Annotated in this window: 20 protein-coding genes; 8 read left to right on the forward strand and 12 right to left on the reverse strand. The window is 59.1% G+C overall.

The window, feature by feature from the left end:
- Positions 1-2: 2 nt before the first annotated feature.
- The 3 genes from HMPREF2993_RS05255 to HMPREF2993_RS05265 are packed head-to-tail and all read left to right on the forward strand — an operon-like array spanning position 3 to position 1,671.
- A complete protein-coding gene (locus tag HMPREF2993_RS05255; RefSeq protein WP_070701401.1) occupies positions 3-602 on the forward strand; it encodes a YqgE/AlgH family protein in 600 nt (199 codons plus the stop codon).
- Positions 603-637: 35 nt separating this feature from the next.
- Entirely contained in the window at positions 638-1,354 is a 717-nt protein-coding gene (locus HMPREF2993_RS05260) for an AzlC family ABC transporter permease (RefSeq protein ID WP_070701403.1), read from the forward strand.
- The gene (locus HMPREF2993_RS05265) at positions 1,339-1,671 is read left to right on the forward strand and encodes a branched-chain amino acid transporter permease (protein ID WP_070517644.1); all 333 of its coding nucleotides are present in this window, start codon (positions 1,339-1,341) and stop codon (positions 1,669-1,671) included. The genes HMPREF2993_RS05260 and HMPREF2993_RS05265 overlap by 16 nt, the downstream gene beginning before the upstream one ends.
- A gap of 10 nt (positions 1,672-1,681) precedes the next feature.
- Here HMPREF2993_RS05265 and HMPREF2993_RS05270 read toward each other — a convergent pair whose 3' ends face one another.
- From HMPREF2993_RS05270 to HMPREF2993_RS05290, 5 genes are all read right to left on the reverse strand, one after another.
- Positions 1,682-1,990, reverse strand: coding sequence for a hypothetical protein (locus tag HMPREF2993_RS05270; RefSeq protein WP_049155610.1), 309 nt, complete (start codon positions 1,988-1,990; stop codon positions 1,682-1,684).
- A 6-nt stretch (positions 1,991-1,996) separates the two neighbouring features.
- Positions 1,997-2,956, reverse strand: a complete 960-nt coding sequence (locus HMPREF2993_RS05275) for a bile acid:sodium symporter family protein (protein ID WP_070701405.1) — start codon at positions 2,954-2,956, stop codon at positions 1,997-1,999.
- An 80-nt stretch (positions 2,957-3,036) separates the two neighbouring features.
- On the reverse strand, positions 3,037-3,408 hold the full coding sequence (locus HMPREF2993_RS05280) for a Rieske (2Fe-2S) protein (RefSeq protein WP_049155608.1): 372 nt from the start codon (positions 3,406-3,408) through the stop codon (positions 3,037-3,039).
- A gap of 51 nt (positions 3,409-3,459) precedes the next feature.
- On the reverse strand, positions 3,460-3,690 hold the full coding sequence (locus HMPREF2993_RS13420) for a hypothetical protein (RefSeq protein WP_141758258.1): 231 nt from the start codon (positions 3,688-3,690) through the stop codon (positions 3,460-3,462).
- A 229-nt stretch (positions 3,691-3,919) separates the two neighbouring features.
- Complete coding sequence (locus HMPREF2993_RS05290) at positions 3,920-4,384, reverse strand: SdpI family protein (RefSeq protein WP_049155670.1); 465 nt, start codon at positions 4,382-4,384, stop codon at positions 3,920-3,922.
- A 156-nt stretch (positions 4,385-4,540) separates the two neighbouring features.
- On the opposite strand from HMPREF2993_RS05290, the gene HMPREF2993_RS05295 reads away from it, so the two are divergent.
- Positions 4,541-5,776: a dicarboxylate/amino acid:cation symporter gene (locus HMPREF2993_RS05295; RefSeq protein ID WP_070701409.1), complete on the forward strand. Its 1,236-nt coding sequence runs from the start codon at positions 4,541-4,543 to the stop codon at positions 5,774-5,776.
- 263 nt (positions 5,777-6,039) lie between these two features.
- Here the strand turns inward: HMPREF2993_RS05295 and HMPREF2993_RS05300 are convergent, their stop codons facing one another.
- Positions 6,040-7,248, reverse strand: coding sequence for an IS110 family RNA-guided transposase (locus HMPREF2993_RS05300; protein WP_070701411.1), 1,209 nt, complete (start codon positions 7,246-7,248; stop codon positions 6,040-6,042).
- A gap of 568 nt (positions 7,249-7,816) precedes the next feature.
- Here HMPREF2993_RS05300 and HMPREF2993_RS05305 point away from each other — a divergent pair.
- Positions 7,817-9,022: an HNH endonuclease signature motif containing protein gene (locus HMPREF2993_RS05305; protein WP_246822366.1), complete on the forward strand. Its 1,206-nt coding sequence runs from the start codon at positions 7,817-7,819 to the stop codon at positions 9,020-9,022.
- Between the two features lie 90 nt (positions 9,023-9,112).
- Here the strand turns inward: HMPREF2993_RS05305 and trpA are convergent, their stop codons facing one another.
- The 6 genes from trpA to HMPREF2993_RS05335 are packed head-to-tail and all read right to left on the reverse strand — an operon-like array spanning position 9,113 to position 15,739.
- Entirely contained in the window at positions 9,113-9,943 is an 831-nt protein-coding gene (gene trpA, locus HMPREF2993_RS05310; RefSeq protein ID WP_070517640.1) for a tryptophan synthase subunit alpha, read from the reverse strand.
- Positions 9,943-11,157: a tryptophan synthase subunit beta gene (gene trpB / locus HMPREF2993_RS05315; RefSeq protein WP_070701416.1), complete on the reverse strand. Its 1,215-nt coding sequence runs from the start codon at positions 11,155-11,157 to the stop codon at positions 9,943-9,945. Before trpB ends, trpA begins: the two co-directional genes overlap by 1 nt.
- A gap of 44 nt (positions 11,158-11,201) precedes the next feature.
- On the reverse strand, positions 11,202-12,584 hold the full coding sequence (gene trpCF / locus HMPREF2993_RS05320; RefSeq protein ID WP_070701418.1) for a bifunctional indole-3-glycerol-phosphate synthase TrpC/phosphoribosylanthranilate isomerase TrpF: 1,383 nt from the start codon (positions 12,582-12,584) through the stop codon (positions 11,202-11,204).
- The gene (trpD, locus tag HMPREF2993_RS05325; RefSeq protein ID WP_049155595.1) at positions 12,562-13,599 is read right to left on the reverse strand and encodes an anthranilate phosphoribosyltransferase; all 1,038 of its coding nucleotides are present in this window, start codon (positions 13,597-13,599) and stop codon (positions 12,562-12,564) included. Before trpD ends, trpCF begins: the two co-directional genes overlap by 23 nt.
- Entirely contained in the window at positions 13,599-14,243 is a 645-nt protein-coding gene (locus HMPREF2993_RS05330) for an anthranilate synthase component II (protein ID WP_070701420.1), read from the reverse strand. The genes trpD and HMPREF2993_RS05330 overlap by 1 nt, the downstream gene beginning before the upstream one ends.
- The gene (locus HMPREF2993_RS05335; RefSeq protein WP_070701422.1) at positions 14,240-15,739 is read right to left on the reverse strand and encodes an anthranilate synthase component 1; all 1,500 of its coding nucleotides are present in this window, start codon (positions 15,737-15,739) and stop codon (positions 14,240-14,242) included. Before HMPREF2993_RS05335 ends, HMPREF2993_RS05330 begins: the two co-directional genes overlap by 4 nt.
- A 431-nt stretch (positions 15,740-16,170) precedes the next feature.
- Here HMPREF2993_RS05335 and HMPREF2993_RS05340 point away from each other — a divergent pair, with 431 nt between their 5' ends.
- From HMPREF2993_RS05340 to HMPREF2993_RS05350, 3 genes are read left to right on the forward strand one after another with little or no spacing between them, the layout of a single operon-like run.
- Positions 16,171-17,154 (forward strand): ABC transporter substrate-binding protein, encoded by a 984-nt coding sequence (locus tag HMPREF2993_RS05340; protein ID WP_070701424.1) that lies wholly within the window; start codon positions 16,171-16,173, stop codon positions 17,152-17,154.
- Positions 17,151-18,008, forward strand: coding sequence for an ABC transporter permease (locus HMPREF2993_RS05345; RefSeq protein ID WP_046648734.1), 858 nt, complete (start codon positions 17,151-17,153; stop codon positions 18,006-18,008). Before HMPREF2993_RS05340 ends, HMPREF2993_RS05345 begins: the two co-directional genes overlap by 4 nt.
- A 3-nt stretch (positions 18,009-18,011) precedes the next feature.
- Complete coding sequence (locus tag HMPREF2993_RS05350) at positions 18,012-18,800, forward strand: ABC transporter ATP-binding protein (RefSeq protein WP_046648735.1); 789 nt, start codon at positions 18,012-18,014, stop codon at positions 18,798-18,800.
- Positions 18,801-18,997: the final 197 nt, after the last annotated feature.

Below are 18,997 nucleotides of genomic sequence, written 5' to 3' on the forward strand. Positions count from 1 at the left end.
GGATGTACGCAGACAGACTTTTCAACGCCCTCGAGCGCAACGATCCCGCCCCTGGCCAGCTCCTTGTGGCGGCGCCCGACATTCTCACGCCCCACTACAACCGTTCCGTCATTCTCATCACGGAGCAGCACGCCGGGCGCACGTATGGCGTGGATCTAACCAACCGCTCCGAGGTCGCCCTCTTCAACGTCATGCCGGAATGGGTACCCGTAGCGGCCAAGCCGCAGGCCCTCTATATCGGCGGCCCGCACAACCAGCAGGCGGCCATTGGTGTGGCGCTGACCCGCCAGGGCGTGGACATTGAGAAAGAGCCTTCGCTGAATCGCCTCGCCCCGCGCGTGGCGCTCGTCGATCTGCGCGTGAGCCCGGAGGACGTCACCGATCTGGTGGAGGGTATGCGCTTCTTCGCTGGTTTCTTTGAGTGGGGCCCGGGCGAGCTGGATGAGGAAATTGACCGCGGCGAGTGGTACGTGGCCCCCGCCCTGCCCCAGGACGTGGTCTCCTCTGGCTCGACCGATACGTGGTCGGACGTCATGCGCCGCCAAGCCATGCCCCTGCCGCTGTTTGCGACCTTCCCGCGCTACATCGATGAAGATAATTAGAGCTCTTCGCTTCTCCCTGCGCTAACATCTCTGCCATGCGCGCGGAGATCATCAAGGCTATACGGACTTGCATGCCCATCGCCGTGGGGGTGGTGCCGCTGGGTCTCGCCTTCGGCGTGCTCATGGTCCAGACCGGCTTCGACTGGTGGTGGACCCCTATCTTTTCCATCGTTATTTACGCTGGCTCGATGGAGTTTCTTGCTATTTCCATGGTGACCGGCGGCGTGACGCCCGCCGTCGCCGCGCTCACGGGTTTCATGGTCAACTTCCGGCACATCTTTTATGGATTGACCTTCCCACGCGATCAGATTTCGGTGCGCCTCGGTCGCGCCTATTCCACGTACGCGCTTACCGACGAATCCTATGCCGTCCTCTCCGCCTTTCCCCGAGACTCTCGCCCAAGTGGCGCCTTCGTCTTCACGGTGCAGCTGTACTGCCAAGTGCTGTGGGTCGGTTCCGGCATCGTCGGCGCGGTGGCCGGTCAGGCAATCCCGCCCTCTGTGAAGGGACTGGAGTTTGCCCTCGTCGCGCTGTTCATCGTCCTTGCTATCGATTCTTTCCAGAACAACAAGGACTACTCGCTTCCCCTGTCCGCAGCGGCCCTGGGAATCCTCGCGGGCTTTGTATTTCCCGGACAGCTGCTCATGGTGGCGCTGAGTGCTTATTTCTTGCTCTTGGTGGTGCGCTACCTCTCTCCGCGTATCGATAACGCACTGATTCTGCGGAGGGAGGCGTCATGCCAGCCGGAGTAACCCTAGCCAGCATATTCGCCGTGCTGATCCCCGTCGGGATTGTGACCGTCGTGCTGCGTTGGCTTCCCTTCGCCTTCGTGAAGGCCCTGAAGGGTAGCCAGTTCATCAGCATGCTCGGGTTCACCATGCCGGTCGGCGTGATGACAGTTCTGGTGGTCTATACCTTATTCGGTCAAGCCCGCGATACGGGAAGCATTGTTGCTCCCTTCGTAGCCGCCGCTGTGACCGCCGCGTTGCACCTGTGGCGCCGCAATTCCGGTCTTTCCATCTTCGGCGGGACGGCCTTCTACATGGTGCTGGTGAATCTCGTACTGTAGCGCGGGTGCTCTAAAAGTCGCCGAATAGCGCGATGGCCTCGGTCCACAGGGAGTGGAACTGGAAGGCGTCGATAAGCTCGGCGTCGATGTCGGGGAACGTGTCGTAGGTGTCAGGGTGCGGCACCACTTGCTGTGGGATGTTGGCGTCACCCACCGAGGCGGTCGGCGTTGCGGCGCCGACGATGGCGTCATTCGGCGCGAGGGCAATCATGCGCAACATGGAGCACGCCTCGTTGCTGATTTCCTCGAGTTCCGCGATGTGGATGGCGGTGCCGACCTCTGGGACAGTCATGGTGGTGCGAACGTAAAGCTTTTTCATGTGGTCTCACTCTACCCGCGAATAGCGAGCCGCCATAGACGCGCAAATCATCAATTGCACCTGGTGGTAGATCATGAGCGGGAGGATGAGAAGCCCCAAAGACGTGCCACCCGAGGCGAAGATCACCGAGGCCATGGGCAGGCCCGTGGCCAAGGACTTTTTCGAACCGCAGAACTGGATGGCGATGGTGTCTTCTCGGTCGAAGCCCAGTTTTCTGCTCACCACTTTGGTCAGCCAGAGCATGAAGAAGACGAATGCAGTTGAGAACACAATCTGGAACAGAATCTGCCAGACGCTAATCGACGCCCATATCCCGTCCATCATTCCCTTCGAAAAGGCGGCGTAAACAACCATCGCGATGGAGCCGCGGTCCACCACTTTGGTGGCTTTGCTGGCTGCGACTTTTCCTACCCACTTTCTTGTTAATTGCCCGAGCACGAAAGGCAGAAGCAGAAGCACGGAAATCTCGAGGAAGACGGAGCTATCGATGTGGATGCCGTCGCCGGCCCCCATGAGGGTCATGACGAGTAACGGTGTGAGGACAACGCCGGCGAGGTTAGACACTGATGCGGAGACGATCGCTCCAGGAACGTTGCCGCGCGCGATGGACGTGAAGGCTACCGATGACTGGACCGTTGATGGAACTAGGGTGAGGTAAAGAATGCCCAGGTATAGATCGGTTGGGATGAAAGCCGTGAGCGGACGTAGTGCGAGACCGATGATCGGATACACCACGAAGGTAAAGACCAAAATGGTCAGATGGAGTTTCCAATGCTTGACGCCGTTGATCGCCTCGCGCGTCGACAGCCGGGCTCCGTAGAGAAAGAAGAGGACGGCAATTGCGATGTTCGTGAGGACGTCGAAGGTATCCGCAAAGCTGCCTCGCGCGGGAAGAACGATGGCGACCGCAACGGCGCAGAGGATGAGGACAATGAGGGGATCGAGTCTTTTGAGGCGCTCAAGCATATAACAGAGTGTAGACGCACCCCCACCGTTTCACGTGAAACATCGGTTTGAGCGAAGCGGCCCGAAGCTTCGACCGTGCGTTAGGCGGTGACGTTGCGTACCGTTCCCCCGTCATTCTCCACGCCGTACTCCGTGAGCGGTTTGGCGCTGGGACCGCCGGTCACTTCGCCGGTGCCGAGGTCAAAGCTGGAATAGTGGCTGGTGCAGGTGGCGGTCATGCCCTCGATTTTTGTAATGAGGGATCCCTGGTGCGGGCAGGTTTGGGAGTAAGCTTTGAACTCCCCTTCCGTGGGTTGAGCAAAGATCACCTTGTCCACGATGATGGCTGATCCAACGGGAATATCCGTCGCGGCTATTTCGGCGGTAGGTTCTTTGCCGCAGGCGGCGAGATAGGCACCAGCGAAGGTGGTGGCAGTACCGAGGAGGAAGAGGCGGCGGGAACACGTAGTCATGGTGCTTACTCTATCTGATCGGCGTGTTCCATAGTGTGAGGTATAGCGTTCTTAACTGAGTTTGCCATCCCACACAGGTAACTCCTCTTCCCTACTGCCGCCGAAATCGTAGGATCCGTACGATGTACCGACATCGCTATAGATGATCCCTGGCGAAGCCACGTGGCGTCCGCTCCGTAAATCATTCGTGAAGGCATAGGTTGCCCCAGCGCTCAGAACACTAATGCTGAGTGCGGCTGCGGCGATGATTCGGATTGCTCGGGTGTTAACGCTTTTCTTCATGCCATCCATAGTGCGCCGTAGGTTAAAGGTTGTCACGAGACGATGCCGGCTTCCCACTAAGTTGGCGTTGAGTTCCCAGTCATCTTTCAGACTGGGTTCGGTATACAAAGGGCCATTCCAATGGTGAGTATCGCCCACCATTGGAATGGCCTTTGGAATAATAATGTTAGTGACGAAACGCGAGCAATCAAGATGTCACTATAATAACGTCACTGTACGTTATTGATTGCTAGCGAGGATTGCTGTTATCGGCACGCTTTGCGGCAGCACGGGCCGCGGAGACGTCGACAGTCGGTGCCTCTCCCCCGCACCCACCGTCGCCACAGTTGCAGGATTCACCGCAACCCTCATCCTCTTTGTGGGCTTGGTCCCAGAGATACGCCGCGCGGGCGCCCATATTGGAACCGACCGAGAGTGCGAGAATAGCTACAACGAACGTGAGTGCTGGGATCAACCACATCCAACCCTCGGCCCTCAGCGCGATGATTCCGCCAAACACTAAAGCGACGCCGGCGAGGAACCAGAACGGTCCTGCAACGGCGTGGGCATTATCCCAAGCTTCCTTAGTCTTGCGGATCTCCGCGAGGCGCAAACCGACGACGCTATTACCCGGGAGCTTCCGGAGCGAGGCTAGGCCGCCGACGACGACAAAGATGGCGGCCACGATGAGGAAGATGATTCCGACTACGAGCATGCCCATAGTCTATCCCGCCCCATAGTTAGGGAGAAAGTCAGTTCAATTTATTCGCACGCTGCTGTAATATACATTTCGTGTCGCTTGGTAGATATTAAAGACTTTATTATCGAGCGAACTGATCAGCGTGGTAGCAACCATAGAAAAGATTCAATCATGACATTTAAGAGTGTTCTCAACTCTCTGTTGTTCAAGATTATCGTCGCGATAGTCTTGGGCATCATCGTTAGCCAGTTTGCCCCGGAATGGTTTGGCAGGGCTTTCGCAACCTATAACGGCCTGTTTTCAAACTTCCTCGGCTTCTTCATTCCAGTCCTTATCCTTGCTCTCGTGGCCCCGGCAATCGCAGGCCTTGGGCGTGGTGCCGGTAAGTGGTTGGGCATTACTGCGGGAATTGCCTACGGCTCGACTATCGTGGCAGGGCTTATCGCATACGGCTTGACCCAGGTCCTCTACCCCACTTTGCTGGCCGGACAAACGCTCAATACCGAGGTTTCTGACATCGATGCGGGAGCTCTCGAGCCGTACTTTACGGTTGAGATGCCAGCGCCTTTCGAAGTGATGACGGCGCTGCTGCTGTCCTTCTGTATCGGCGTAGCCATGACGACTGTGAAGTCGGACAATCTTTACGCAATTACGAAGGAATTTGAGAACGTCGTCATCAAGGTCATTTGGGGTTTCGTGATCCCCCTTCTGCCGATCTACATCTTCGGTATGTTCCTCTCCTTGGGTATGAATGGAAATATCGGTACCGTGCTGATCGCCTTCACTAAGGTGCTTTTGCTCGCGGTTGTGATGACCTTGGTCTACCTGGTCCTGCAGTACATTATCGCTGGCGCGATTGCGGCCAAGAATCCATTCTCCGCACTGAAGAACATGGCCCCGGCGTACTTTACTGCGTTGGGTACTTCTTCCTCTGCGGCTACTATTCCGGTCACTCTCGACGCCGCACTGAAGAATGGAATCTCTAAGCCGGTGGCAGGTTTTGTGATTCCGCTTTGCGCTACGATTCACCTTTCTGGTTCGATGATCAAGCTCACCCTGTACGCTTTCGCGATCGTGTACATGGCTGATGGCATGGAGGCTGACCTTGGGAAGGCCCTTGGCTTCATCTTGCTGTTGGGCATCATGATGGTTGCTGCTCCTGGCGTCCCGGGTGGCGCAGTGATGGTCGCGGTCGGACTTCTGCAAGCGAATATGGACTTTGATGACTCGATGGTCGCATTGATGATTGCCGCCTACATCGCTATTGACTCCGTGGGTACCGCCGCAAACGTTACTGGCGACGGCGCCATCGCCATGATCGTCGACCGCTTCGCGCGCGATAAGATTGAGGGCCTAGAGGCCGAGGCAGATGCCGAGGCTGCTGACGAAGAGCTTAGCAAGGCCTAAGTTTCACGTGAAACCCTGAAGCTTCTACTCCCCCTTTTCCGACATGATATCCGCTATGGATAGTTGGGCGAAGGGGGATTTTTCTTGCCCTAATTTCGGAGAGTGTGCGCAGCCGTGTAGGGGGGTGTTCCTATATAGTTTGTCAACCTCGTGGGTGGATTAGCCGGGGTTGATTTTTCAGCCGGGGTTGTTTGGCCGTGTTGTTTTCTGGCATGGCTGTTAGCCGACTGGGGTTTCCCAGTCGGCTATTTGGTTCTTGGGGTTTAGGCTGCTTTGACTTCCTGTGATTGGTCGGGGTCGCGGTAGTACTCGTGGTTGCTCATCATGGCGTATAGGACGTTGAGCCGTCTGCGGGCTAGCGCTACTACTGCGGCGTTGTGTCTCTTGCCTTCACGGCGCTTTCGTTCATAGAATTGCCGTGAACGCTCGTGGAATCTGATGGATGCAAAAGATGATTGCCATAGGGCGTTCTTTAATTTTTTATTGCCAGCTCTGTTCAGTGAGTTCGACATGATTGAGGTTCCGGACTGATTCGTTCGGGGTGATAAGCCAGCGTAAGAGGCTAGGTGCCCAGCTGTCGGGAAGTCGGACATGTCGCCCGCGGTCATGAGAATTTGGGCAGCCGTCTTCGGCCCGATTCCTGGCATGGATAGCAGGATTTGAGTGTGGGGGATGTCGTTGATGAGCTCGATGACTTCCTGCTCGATTTGTTTGCGGTGCTCGAGTTTTAAAAGCGCGTCCTTCGCCGACATTGCTACGCCCATTTCGGCATATTGTGCACCAGCAATGGCGACTGTTTGCTCAGAGATGGCAGCGAATATGGCATCGATGACGGGCTCGGGATTGCGTGCCTTATAGCGTCGAGCGAAGGCAGCTGCTTTGGCTTTTCCGAGGCGCTTTTTTTTGGTGGGCCCGCCGTAGCGTGCAAGTAGGTGCAGAACCCATTTGCGGTGGATTATCTGGCCGCGAAGGGCTTGTTCGAATTGCGGGTAGCAGCCAACTAGTGCACTTCGAATCTGATTGATGAGCCTGGTGTAGGAGCGTGCTAAGTCTTCGTCGATGCCGTTGAGGACTTTCAACTGGAGGAAGGCTTCTTCGACGCGGTCGACACTGCGGAGGGATTCCGGAAGGTTCTTTGCAGCGTGGGCGATGATATATGCATCCCGGATATCAGTTTTGGCATTACCAGCGTGGATACGTGAGAGTTGACGCATAGCCAAACCTGGAAGGTAGCGAACGTCGATTCCGATATCTTGGGCAACTGCGACAGTTAGTCGACCAATGTTATTGGGCTGGTCCACGACGACAAGGACCTTGTGGTCGTTTGCGATAAACGTTGAAAAGAGTGTGCGCAGGGATTTTTCGTTTTGGTTGATGCGCTTTGATAGTACTTGGGTACCGTCGATATCTAAGACGCAAGCGTGGTGAAAGTATTTGCCAACGTCCATGCCGATGACATAGTCGTAGGTCATGCCGGACCTCCTAGCGAATTGAACGAGTATGAGACTTATTTCATCGCTGGTGGTCGGACATACTTCACGCTGGCATCCACATTACTTTGAGACCTCACACATCCTGTGTGGGTCAGGTTCCTATTAGCAGTCTGGAGTATGTCACTGCCTTCGGCGGCATCACCCCCCGGATCATTTTCAGACAGGGACGAAAACAAGCCATACCGAAGCCAGCGACTAGTTCCACTGCCACAAGGCAGAAGGAACGCAGATAAACATAGCCTGCCCCAGCATGGGGCTAGGAGTACGAATCCTGGGCTCCTTCAAGCGGAACTGCTAACAACGTAATGGGGCTAGTGGCCCGATGCGTAGACTGCGGTTCTGGCCGTGGCGGTTCGGGCCTAAGCCCCATTTTCTTGGGAGAGGTCTTGCGCCTTATTGTTAGAACAGGTATTCTATAGATGGGTGTGGGGGAACGAATTGTTCCGCAAATTTAGGGGTGCAGCTACCCATGGCAACCACAGCACAATCATCTACGTCACTTCCCACCGCATACTTTTCCCACTCAAATCCGCATGATCCTGAATGCATGGCTGGTCAGCTCATGCGCAGAATCGAGTACGAATTCTGGTCAGGCATCCAACCACCACTCGATGAGGACTCCGATACCGCCTTTATGCGCATCGGGCAAAAGACCGGAAAATCTCCGGCTCACGTTGCGCGCAATGTCATGGCGCTGATCCGTCTTGATGAAATGCCGAAGCTGCGTGCCCTGCAGAAGGCGGACTTTTTACTGGACATGCAGATGCTAGTTGCTATCGATCAGGTGATGGCAAAGCTTGGCAATCCGACGGCGGCTGTTATAGCGGAAGTGGATGAGAAGCTATCCGTCTGGTTAACGCCGACCAAGCCGAATCAAATCTTTCCCTCAGTAGAGAAGATACGGCGCAAGGTTAGAGACATCTGCAAGGTGCTCGATGACTCTGTATCCTTCCGTGACAAGCGCAAGAAGAATCGCTACTCTCTTCTCACCCGCGGGGAACGTGGGTTAATCGAGCTAGAAGTGGATAGCAACGTGGGTGTCGTCATCCACGAAACCATCAAGTTGGCAGCAAAGGAACACGGCGTCTCCATGGCCGATGCGCTGGTACTGCTCATTACCGGCAAGATCGAGCCAGAGGCGGGTAAGGTCGTCGTCCACGAATACAAGGCAAAAGACGTCGAGGGTGCGCCGGTCTATGTCCAAGGACATGGGTGGAACGGCGAGGGCGTTCCGGCTTCGAAGACCGTGAGGCGCGATTTCACCACTGCCCCGGAAGCTTGTCAGGGCTATCAGCCTTCAGAATTCACGCGAAAGTATGTCGAGGGCCGCGACGGTACGTGCCGGGCACCTGGTTGTAATCGTCCTGCATGGGCCTGCCAGTTGGATCACCGGATTAACTACGCGGATGGAGGCCCGACGCATCCGGATAACATGGTGGCCCTGTGCCAGCACCATCACAATATGAAGACCGACGGGCGGGCCTTTTACATCCTGGATCCCGTAACCGGCGATGTCGTGTGGCTGTACGAGGACGGAACCTGGGCGGTCACGGAAGCGACCGGCCCATTGGCACCAGCCTCGAAGATGTGGGCCCGGACCATTGCGGAAGACGTCGTTGCTCACCGTCGCAAGATGCACGAAGCCGCGCAGGCTCTGAAGGTGGAAATGGATAACGGAACCATGGTCGAAGTATTCGACATGACTGATCCGGCAGATCGCTACACGAATGGCGGAGAGGAGATTCCCTTCTAGGGAAGCGTTTCACGTGAAACGGCCCCCTTCCGCCCTGCCGCGCGTAGGCGCGGATTTTGACGGAAAGAGGCCGTTGTGATTTGAACTTAGCTAGGACTGCTTCTGCCTGGTGGCTGCCTTCATGGTGGAGACGAAGTCGGTGACCGCAGCGGCGAGAGTGTCGTTCGGGCGGTTGTCATCGTCGAGGTGGGCATCAACGACATTGGCCAGAGCGGAACCGGTGATTGCTCCCGCAGCGCCGGCAGCAATGGCGTCGGCAACGTGTTGCGGGGTGGAGATTCCAAAGCCAAGGAGAATCGGTGCACCTCCGAAACGTTTCACGTTTCCCACTACGTCAGCGAGCCCGCGGGTCTCCGACTCCTTCTCGGTGCCGGTAACACCGTCGCGGGAAATCGCGTAGATATAGCCCTTGGAATACTTCGCTACGCCCTCGAGGGTTTTCTCGGAGGCTTGTGCTGGTGCGATGAAAATAGGATCGATTCCTGCTTTGTCGGCTGCGGCGACGAAGGGGGCGCCTTCGCGAACAGGGATATCGGGAAGCAGGATGCTATCGGCGCCGGCCTCGTGAAACTCGGAATAGAAGGTCTCTAGCCCGCGGGTGAAGGGCACGTTGCCGTAGATAAGCATGCCGATGGGCAGGTCCGGGAATTCACTGCGGATCTGACGGATCTGCTCGATAGCGGAATCCACCGTCGCACCGCCGGCGAGCGCGCGAATGTGGGAGGCCTGGATCGTTGGGCCGTCGGCGACAGGATCCGAGAACGGGACACCTAGCTCGAGAGCGTCGGCGCCACCGGCGACAGCCGCGCGGACGATGGTGAGGGCGGTCTCGGGATCGGGATCGCTGAGCATGATGAAAGGAACGAAAGCGCCTTCACCGCGTGCGGCGAGGGTGGAGAAGAGTTTCTCGTAACGGCTCATTACTTGTCCTCCGTGATCTTGAGTTCGGGGTGCTCGCTAAGGGTTCGGCGGACGTGGTCGATGTCCTTGTCGCCGCGCCCAGAAAGGGAAACGAGGATGGTGATGTCTTCATCCTTGCGCTTGAGTGCGTAGGCCAGCGCGTGTGAGGATTCGAGGGCGGGGATGATGCCCTCGCGGCGGCTAAGGAGCTGGAAGGCTTCGAGGGCTTCTGCGTCGGTGATGCCAACGTAGGTTGCTCGCCCCGTCTTAGCAAGGTGTGCGTGCTGTGGACCGACGCCCGGGTAGTCGAGGCCAGCGGAGATGGAATAGGATTCCTCAACTTGCCCGTCGGCATTGCGCATGAGGTAGGAGCGGGCGCCGTGGAGGATGCCGATGGTGCCGTTGTTGATGGTGGCGCCGTGGTGCCCGGAATCGAGTCCCTCTCCCCCGGGCTCCGCACCGACGAGTTCGACAGACTCCTCGTCGATGAAATCAGCAAACATGCCAATGGCGTTGGAGCCGCCGCCGACGCACGCGACGACGAGATCCGGCAAGCCGCCGGTCCGCTCGAGCATCTGGGCCTTCGCCTCTTCGGAGATCACCTTGTGGAATTCGCGGACGATCGTTGGGAAGGGGTGGGGTCCGGCCGCGGTGCCGAGGAGGTAGTGGGATTCGTGGAATGTGGCGGTCCAATCACGGAGCGCTTCGTTGACGGCGTCCTTGAGCGTGCCGGAACCAGAATCCACGGGAACCACCTTCGCGCCCATCAGCTCCATGCGGTAGACGTTGGGCTGCTGCCTCTCGACGTCCTTAGCGCCCATGTAAATCACGCAGTCGAGATCAAGCAAAGCGCAGGCGAGGGCGGTCGCCGTGCCATGCTGTCCGGCGCCGGTCTCGGCGATGATACGGGTCTTCCCCATCCGCTTGGCCAGGAGCGCTTGGCCGATCACCTGGTTGGTCTTGTGCGCACCGCCGTGGACGAGGTCTTCCCTCTTGAGGAAGATTCGTGCCTTGCCGCCAAGTTTGGTGGCTTCGGTGAGAGGGGTTGGGCGGCCGAGGTAGTCGCGAAGGTAGCCGGCCAGCTCTTCGCGGAAGGCGGGATCGTTCTGGGCATCGACGAAGGCCTTCTCCAATTGGTCGAGCGCTGGGATGAGGGATTCGGGAACAAATTGCCCGCCGAATTCGCCGAAATATGCGGGTAGGAGGGTCTCCCTGGTGTCCTGTGAGTTAGTCATGGTGTTCCTTTTGGCTAGGGCTTGGGGCAGGTCTTGGTTGGGGATCAATACGTAAAGTGACGAATGGTCTCGAAGGCCTTGGCGATGAGAGCGGTATCCTTCCTACCGTTAACCTCTACGCCTGAATTGATGTCGAGGCCAACGGTACCGACGCGGAGAGCATCCGGTAGGTTGTCGGGACTGAGGCCGCCAGCGAGTAGTGCCTTCTTCTTTACGCCGTCCGGAACCGTAGTCCAGTCGAAGGATGTGCCGGTGCCGCCGGCGCCGGAGTCGAGGATGAGTTTGTCGGCGGCGTCGGCAAGCGCGGAGGCAAGGGCGGGGCCATGGGGCGCCGTCATGTCGATGGCGCGCCAGACCTGGCGCTCCCCCGCTACGGCGCGCACTGACTCAATGAGTTCCAGCTCAGCCTCGGTGCTTCCTTGGTAAGGCGCGTGGAGTTGTAGGGCGGCGATGCCGTCGAAGGCAAGCTCCTCCCAGCCGGAGGTGCGGCGAGAGACCGCGACGTAGTTGAGGTCGGGTTCGTGGGCGATGATGTCGAGCGCGGTTTCACGTGAAACATTGCGCGGGGAGGCCCCCTCGAAGATGAATCCTCCGTAGACGGCACCGGCGGCACGGGCGGCCTGGGCCGCTGACCACGTCGTGAGGCCGCAGACCTTGTTTTGGCCATAGACCAGCTCACGGGCGGCCCGGTCGATATCGGGCGTGCCGGTGAGCTGGGAGCCAACGAGGAAGGCATTGGCATGAGAGCCCAGACGTCGAACGGTCTGGTTGTCGCGGATGCCCGACTCGGAGACGATGACCTTGCCAGAAGGAACGTGGTGCGAAAGGCGCTCGGAGCGAGTGAGATCGATGCTGAGGTCGTGGAGGTTGCGGTTGTTAATTCCGATCACGTCGATGCCAAAGGCAGTGGCGCGGGCGACCTCCTCCTCGGTGATGGCCTCGGTGAGGACATCGAGCCCAAGGGAATCCGCCAGCTGCTTGAGTTCCGCGTAGGTGTCGTCATCGACGATCGACATCATGAGCAAAATGGCGTCGGCGCCGAAATAGCGAGCGGCGTAGACCTGAATGGGGTCAACGATGAAGTCCTTACACAAGACAGGTAGGTGCGTGGATAGAGCCACGGTCTGCAAGTGGTCGTAGTCGCCACCAAAACGATCCGGCTCGCACAGCACCGAAATGGCCGAAGCGTAGCGCGAGTACACCCGTGCGATGGCCCCGGGCTCGTAGTGCTCACGAATCAGCCCCAGCGACGGAGAGGCAGACTTGCACTCCATGATGAAGCGGTTGGTGCCGCGGAGCGCATCGTAGAAGGAGCGCTCCGAGCGCGGGAGGGAAGCTAAATCAACGTGCGCCAGGCGCTCACGGATAGCGGCCAGGTGCGTGCGGCGCTTGGCGACGATCCCCTCAAGCACGGTCGGCAGAGCCATAGTTCGCCTCCTCGTGCTTCTTCAGCCATGCGGCCACGGTGCCATCCTTGATGAGCTGGTCGGCATGCGCGACGCCCTCCTGAATGGAGTCAGTTGTGCCATTGAGATAGAACATCGCGCCGGCGGTGGCGGCGATCGCATCGTGGTGAGCGGGCTTGCCGGTGCCGGCGAAGACGGCGCGCAGGGCCTCGGCGTTTTCTTTGCCGTTGCCGCCGGCGAGGTCAGCTAGCTCGTGGCGGGAAATGCCGAGGTCCTCCGGGGTGAGTTTGTAGTGGGTAATGGTGCCGTCGCGAAGCTCCCAGACCTGGGTGGTGCCGTGGACAGCGATCTCATCGGTACCGGCACCGTGGACGACGAGCGCGCGTGTGCGGCCAAGATCCTTGAACACCTCAGCAATGAGCTGGCCCTGTTCGGGGTTGGCGATGCCCATGATCTGGAACTCTGGGTGGCCTGGGCTGAGCAGCGGGCCCATGGTGTTGAAGAGTGTGGAGACGCCAAGGCCCTTGCGAACCGGTTGCACGTGGGCAACCGCCGGGTTGTACGCGGGGGCGAAGAGGAACGTGAAATTCGAGGCCTCGAGTTGGCGGACCGCGCGGTCCGGATCGAGATCAAGCGGAATGCCGAGGGCCTCAAGGACGTCCGCGGAGCCCGACTTGGAGGATACGGAGCGGTTGCCGTGCTTGACCATCTTGACCCCGCCGGCGGAGGCGACGAGGGATGCGCCGGTGGTGACGTTGATGGTGTTCGCGCCATCGCCACCGGTTCCCGCGGTATCCATGAGGCCCTTGCCGGTAACCGGGAAGGGGCGGCCGGCGTTGAGGAAGGCGCGGGCGGCGCCGGCTACATCGGCGAAGGTCTCGCCGCGCGTACGGATGTGGGTAAGGAGGGCGGCGATATGGATGTCGTCATACTCCCCCACCGTCAGCGGGGTGAAGACCTCGATTGCTTCCTCGAGGGTCGGTTCGGAGATATCGAGGAATTCCTGCAGTGTCTTGAGGGCGTGGTTATTGGTCATTACTTGGCTCCTTCCATGGTGGGCAGAGAAGAAAGTTGTTCAATGCAGCGTTCGATCATGATGGGGCCGGTCGGAGTTAGCACCGACTCCGGGTGGAACTGAAGGCCGAGGGCCATGCCGTCGAGGGTTTCCGCCGCCATCGTGACAGGGCCGATGTCGGTCTCCGTCTCCGCGAGGCTGCGCATCTGGGTGGGAATGCTCGCGCAGCCCAAGGAGTGATAGCGCGCAACGGGGACGAGGCGGCCCACGTAGTTCGGATTATCTGGCTCGGAATCAGTAGTGAGCCCTTGGAAGAGCGGGTGCTTCGCGCCAGCGTCGGTCAGCGTCATGGGCACAGAGGAACCGTGGACTGGGCCGCAGGGCTCGACGGTGCCGCCGAAGTACTCGAGCAGCGCCTGGAAACCCAGGCAGATGCCGAGGATAGGGATGCGGCCGAGGGAGGCGTCGATAAGCTGCATCATCGATCCGGCGTCGCGCGGATGGCCGGGGCCCGGCGAGAGAATGATGATATCGGGCTGGGCGGCGAGGACCTCCTCCACCGGCACCGTATTACGGAAGACGGTGGTGTTATACCCGGCGAGGGCGTCGACGAGGTTGTAGACGAAGGAATCGTGGTTATCAATGAGGACGACGTGCGGGTTCATCGGATGACCTCCAGGGATGCGTTGTGTGCCTGGGCGATAGCGCTGAGCACCGCGTAGGCCTTGTGGACCGTTTCATCGGCTTCGGATTGGGGGATGGAATCGCGCACGACTCCCGCGCCGGCCTGGACGACGGCCGTGCCATCCTTGACGTAGGCGGAACGGATGACGATGCAGTTATCCATCGAGCCATCGCCGCGCAGGTAGCCGATAGCGCCACCGAAGGAGCCGCGACGAGTGCCCTCGGTCTCACGGATGAGCTCCATCGCGCGCAATTTCGGCGCGCCGGTCAGAGTGCCCATGTTCATGCAGGCGCGGTAGGCGTCGAGGGCGTCGTAATCCTCGTGCAGCGTGGCGACGACGCGGGAGACCAAGTGCATCACGCGGGAGTAGCGGTCCACCTGGAGCAGATCAGCGACCTGTCGGGTGCCGGGGACGGCGACGCGGGCGAGGTCGTTGCGGGCCAGGTCCACCAGCATGATGTGCTCGGAGACCTCCTTGGAATCGGTGCGCATCTCGAGTTCATTGCGGATGTCCAGCTCGTGGGTCGCGCCGCGCGGGCGGGTGCCGGCGACCGGGTAGAGCTGTACCTGCCGGTCGGTGGCCGTGTACTTCAGGTTGGATTCCGGAGAGGCGCCGAAGAGCTCATGCTCGGTGCCGCGCAGGTAGAACATGTACGGCGAGGGGTTGGTCTCACGCAGCGTGCGGTAGGCAGCGAAGGCGTCGGGGCAGTCGAGGCTAAACGCCCGGGAAGGGACCACCTGATAAATATCGCCGGCGTGGACGTTGCCCTGGAGGCGCTCCACGTGGCGTCGAAAAGCAGCGTCGTCGATGGAGGCGCGCGCGGAGATCGTGGTGAGTGGCTGTGGGGGCTGGGGCGTGATGGGCTCGGTGCGGGCGGCGAGGTCGAGCTCCTCCTCGAGCGCCTGCTTGTCGACGCCCCACCCCTCAATCTTCGCGGTCTCCGTCAGGTGGTCCACGGTGAGAACGTGCTCGGCGACGAGAAACTCATAATCGGGGTAGCCGTTGAGTCCGTCGGGAACCGAGGGTAGCTTCTCGAAGGTTTCGACGTAGTCGAAAGCGAAACCGCCACCGATGAAGGGCAGTGATTCACTGGAATACAGTTGGCTGAATTGTAAGGTGCGCAGGATATCCGCGGTGGAGGTGGCGCGGAGGCGGGCGCGCTCATCGTGTTCGGTGGAAAGCTCGAAGCTAAAGGTGGTGCTCTCCTCGCTGTCCTGGCTGATCCTGGAGCGGAAGTCCTGGCGAAGCTCGTCGAGGAGCAGCTGGCCAGCGGATGTTAATGCGGTAGCGGTGACCTCTTGGCCGTGGCAGACGACTTTGAGCGCTGCCTTGGTGATCGCAATGCACGTGAGGTTCTTCTTGGATTCAATGTCCGCGGATTCTAAGAGCAGGGAATCTTGCGGCGTGGCGAGGGCATAAAAGAGCGCACTGGCATCGGGTGTGTACCCGACCTCGCGTTTGGCTGTAAACGGCATACGGTGTCTTTCTTTAACGATATTGTGTGCTGCCGCGAGCTTTTAAAGAGAGCAAAACGCCGAAAAGCCCGCAGCTGCGGGCCTTAAATATGGGAGAACAACGAGGCCCGCGGGTTACGCGCGCCACCACCAAAGGTTAGATATGTTCTTCACATCACTGACTCTAACACCGATACCTTCTGTCGTACAGATAAATGACAGCGGGTACCCCCGTGGGGTTTGGGCGCGGCAGTGCCACCTCGGCGACAGTGATATAGGAAACATGCAGCTTAAGCGTGTGATATAGAACTCTAAAACTGTCACAGTATAGCTTTTGGAGGGCTAAGAGTACCCCCGTGCGGGAAAAATATTCACAAAACTGCTGCTTAAGCGTATGGAAAGAGGCTTAAATAGCGGTCACAACAGTCACTCTAGAGTAGAAAAGGACCGTTATGTTCTCTAAAACTGCTGCTGCTCTCTCCGCTCTCGCTCTGAGCGCCGCCGCCCTCGTGGGATGCTCCTCATCCTCGGACAACGCCGGCGGTGATTCCGGCGGTGGGGACTCCTATTCCATCGGTATCAACCAGCTGGTTCAGCACCCCTCCCTCGACGCCGCGGCGGAAGGCTTCCAGGAAGCCTTCGAGGAAGCGGGCGTGGACGTGGAGTGGGACATCCAGAACGCCAATGGTGAGCAGGGCACTGCGGTGTCCATCTCGCAGCAGATGGCAAACGCTAACCACGACCTCTACCTGGCAATCGCCACTCCGGCCGGCCAGGCCATGAGCAAATCCATCAAGGACAAGCCGCTTCTGTTTACCGCGGTGACGGACCCCGTGGAGGCGGAGCTGGTGGAGTCTCTGGATAAGCCGGGCAAGAATGTCACTGGTACCTCTGACGCCGCGCCCATCGAGGAGCAGGTTGAACTGATTACCCAACTGGTTCCAGATGCCAAGACCGTCGGCGTGGTCTACTCCTCCGCCGAGGTCAACTCCAAGGTGCAGGTGGAACAGTTGGCAGAGGCCGCTAAGCCGAAGGGCATTGAGGTGAAGTCGCAGACGGTGACCTCCGTGACGGAGATCCCGCAGGCCGTAGAGGCGCTGGGCGATGTCGATGCCATCTACGTGCCGACCGACAACATGGTTGTTTCCGGCATTTCTTCGCTCATCAAGGTAGCGAATGACAAGACCATCCCGGTCATCGCAGCGGACTCAGGTGCCGTTGAAGGTGGCGCTGCCGCCACCATCGGTATCGACTACAAGGAACTGGGCCGCCAGACCGGCGAGATGGCGCTGCGCATCCTTCAGGACAGCGAGGACCCAGCCGAGACCCCGGTAGAAACCGCCTCTGAGTACACCTACGTCATTAACGAGGATGCCGTGAAGGCACAGGGCGTTGAGGTACCGAAGGAGATCCTGGAGAAGGCTGAGACGCTGTGATTGGTGCACTCGAGCTAGGGCTCATCTATGCGGTCATGGCCGTGGGCGTCTACCTGACATTCCGCGTCCTTGACTTCCCGGACCTGACCGTCGATGGCTCCTTTACCACCGGGGCTGCGACGGCCGGCGTGCTCATTACGAATGGGGTTAATCCCTTTCTGGCATCGGCCGCGGGCTTTGTCACCGGCTTTATCGCCGGCTGCATCACGGGGCTTCTGCACACGAAAGGCCGCATCGACGGTTTGCTTGCGGGTATCCTCACCATGATTGGTCTGTGGTCCATCAACCTGCGCATCATGGGCAGCGCCAACGTTCCGTTGCTCTCCCAAGATTCGGTGTTTACCCCGCTGGATGCAGTAATGGGGTCGTGGGCCGGGGTGGGCTTGCTCGCCTTGGGTGCGGTGTTGCTCTGCCTGCTGATCGTGTGGTTCCTGTCCACGGACCTGGGACTTTCGCTGCGCGCAACAGGTGACAATCAGCAGATGATCACCTCCTTTGGCGTGTCCACCGATTTCACCAAGATCCTGACCCTGGCCCTGTCCAATGGCCTGGTGGGCCTGTGCGGTGCTCTCATCGCGCAGTACCAGGGCTTCGCCGACATTTCGATGGGTATCGGACTCATCCTGGTTGGTCTGGCATCCGTCATTCTGGGACAAGCGGTACTCCCCCAGTCGCGCTTGTGGATGGCCGTGGTGGCGGTGGCCTTGGGCTCTGTGATCTACCGTCTCATCATCTTCGCTGCGCTTCAGGTAGGCCTTAACCCGAATGACATGAAGCTCATCACGGCGCTGCTGGTTATTGTCGCTCTGCTGGTGCCGCGTATGACGAAGGTGCGCGGGAAGAGGAAGGCCTAGATCATGCTCAAAGTAGATAAGATTTCGAAGACCTTCTTCCCGGGTACGGTCAACGAACGCCGTGCGCTTCGCGACGTCTCCCTGGAACTTGCCTCCGGCGACTTTGTTACTGTCATCGGCTCTAACGGTGCCGGAAAGTCGACGCTGCTGAACTCCGTCGCGGGCCGGCTCATCCCGGATTCGGGAAAGATCTCGATCGACGGCCAGGACGTGACGAGCCAGCCGGAGCACAAGCGTGCAAGGAAGGTCGGGCGCGTCTTTCAGGACCCCATGGCGGGTACGGCACCAAACCTCACGATTGAGGAGAATCTCTCCTTGGCGTACCTGCGTGGCAAGAAGCGGGGCCTCGGTTTGGGTCTCAACTCCGCGCGCCGGGCCATCTTCGTGGAACAGTTGGAATCCCTCGAGCTCGGCCTAGAGAAGCGTCTGGGAACCAAGGTGGGGTTGCTCTCCGGCGGTCAGCGCCAGGCGCTGTCGTTGCTCATGGCCGGCTTCACTAACCCGAAGGTGATGCTTCTGGATGAGCACACGGCGGCCCTCGACCCGCAGCGCGCCGAGCTGGTGACGACACTGACGAAGCGCATTGTGGAGCAAGGTCAGCTCACGACTCTGATGGTGACGCACAATATGGCGCAAGCGCTGCAAGTGGGAAACCGTCTCATCATGATGCATGAGGGAGAGATCATCTATTCCGCTGACGCCGAGCAGAAGGCGAAGCTCACGGTAGAGGATCTCATGGCGGAGTTCGCAAAGATTAAGGGAGCGACCTCCGATAGGACGCTGCTGCAGTAGCATTCCTGCGAGGTTGTTTCACGTGAAACCTAGGTGCTGTGTTCGGCAGCATCTAGGTTTCTTTTGCTAGGTTTCTTTCTTTCTGTGGGGGCTGAGCGGCGGCATTAAAAGAGGGCCCAGCGTTGTGCTGGGCCCCTTTCAGTTTCAAGCTCCTTGAGCTTGAAACCTGACTTAGGCCAATTTAGTGCGGAAGTTCG

Origin of the sequence: Corynebacterium sp. HMSC068G04 (genome assembly GCF_001814885.1) — a bacterium.
Taxonomy (GTDB): Bacteria; Actinomycetota; Actinomycetes; order Mycobacteriales; family Mycobacteriaceae; genus Corynebacterium; species Corynebacterium hiratae.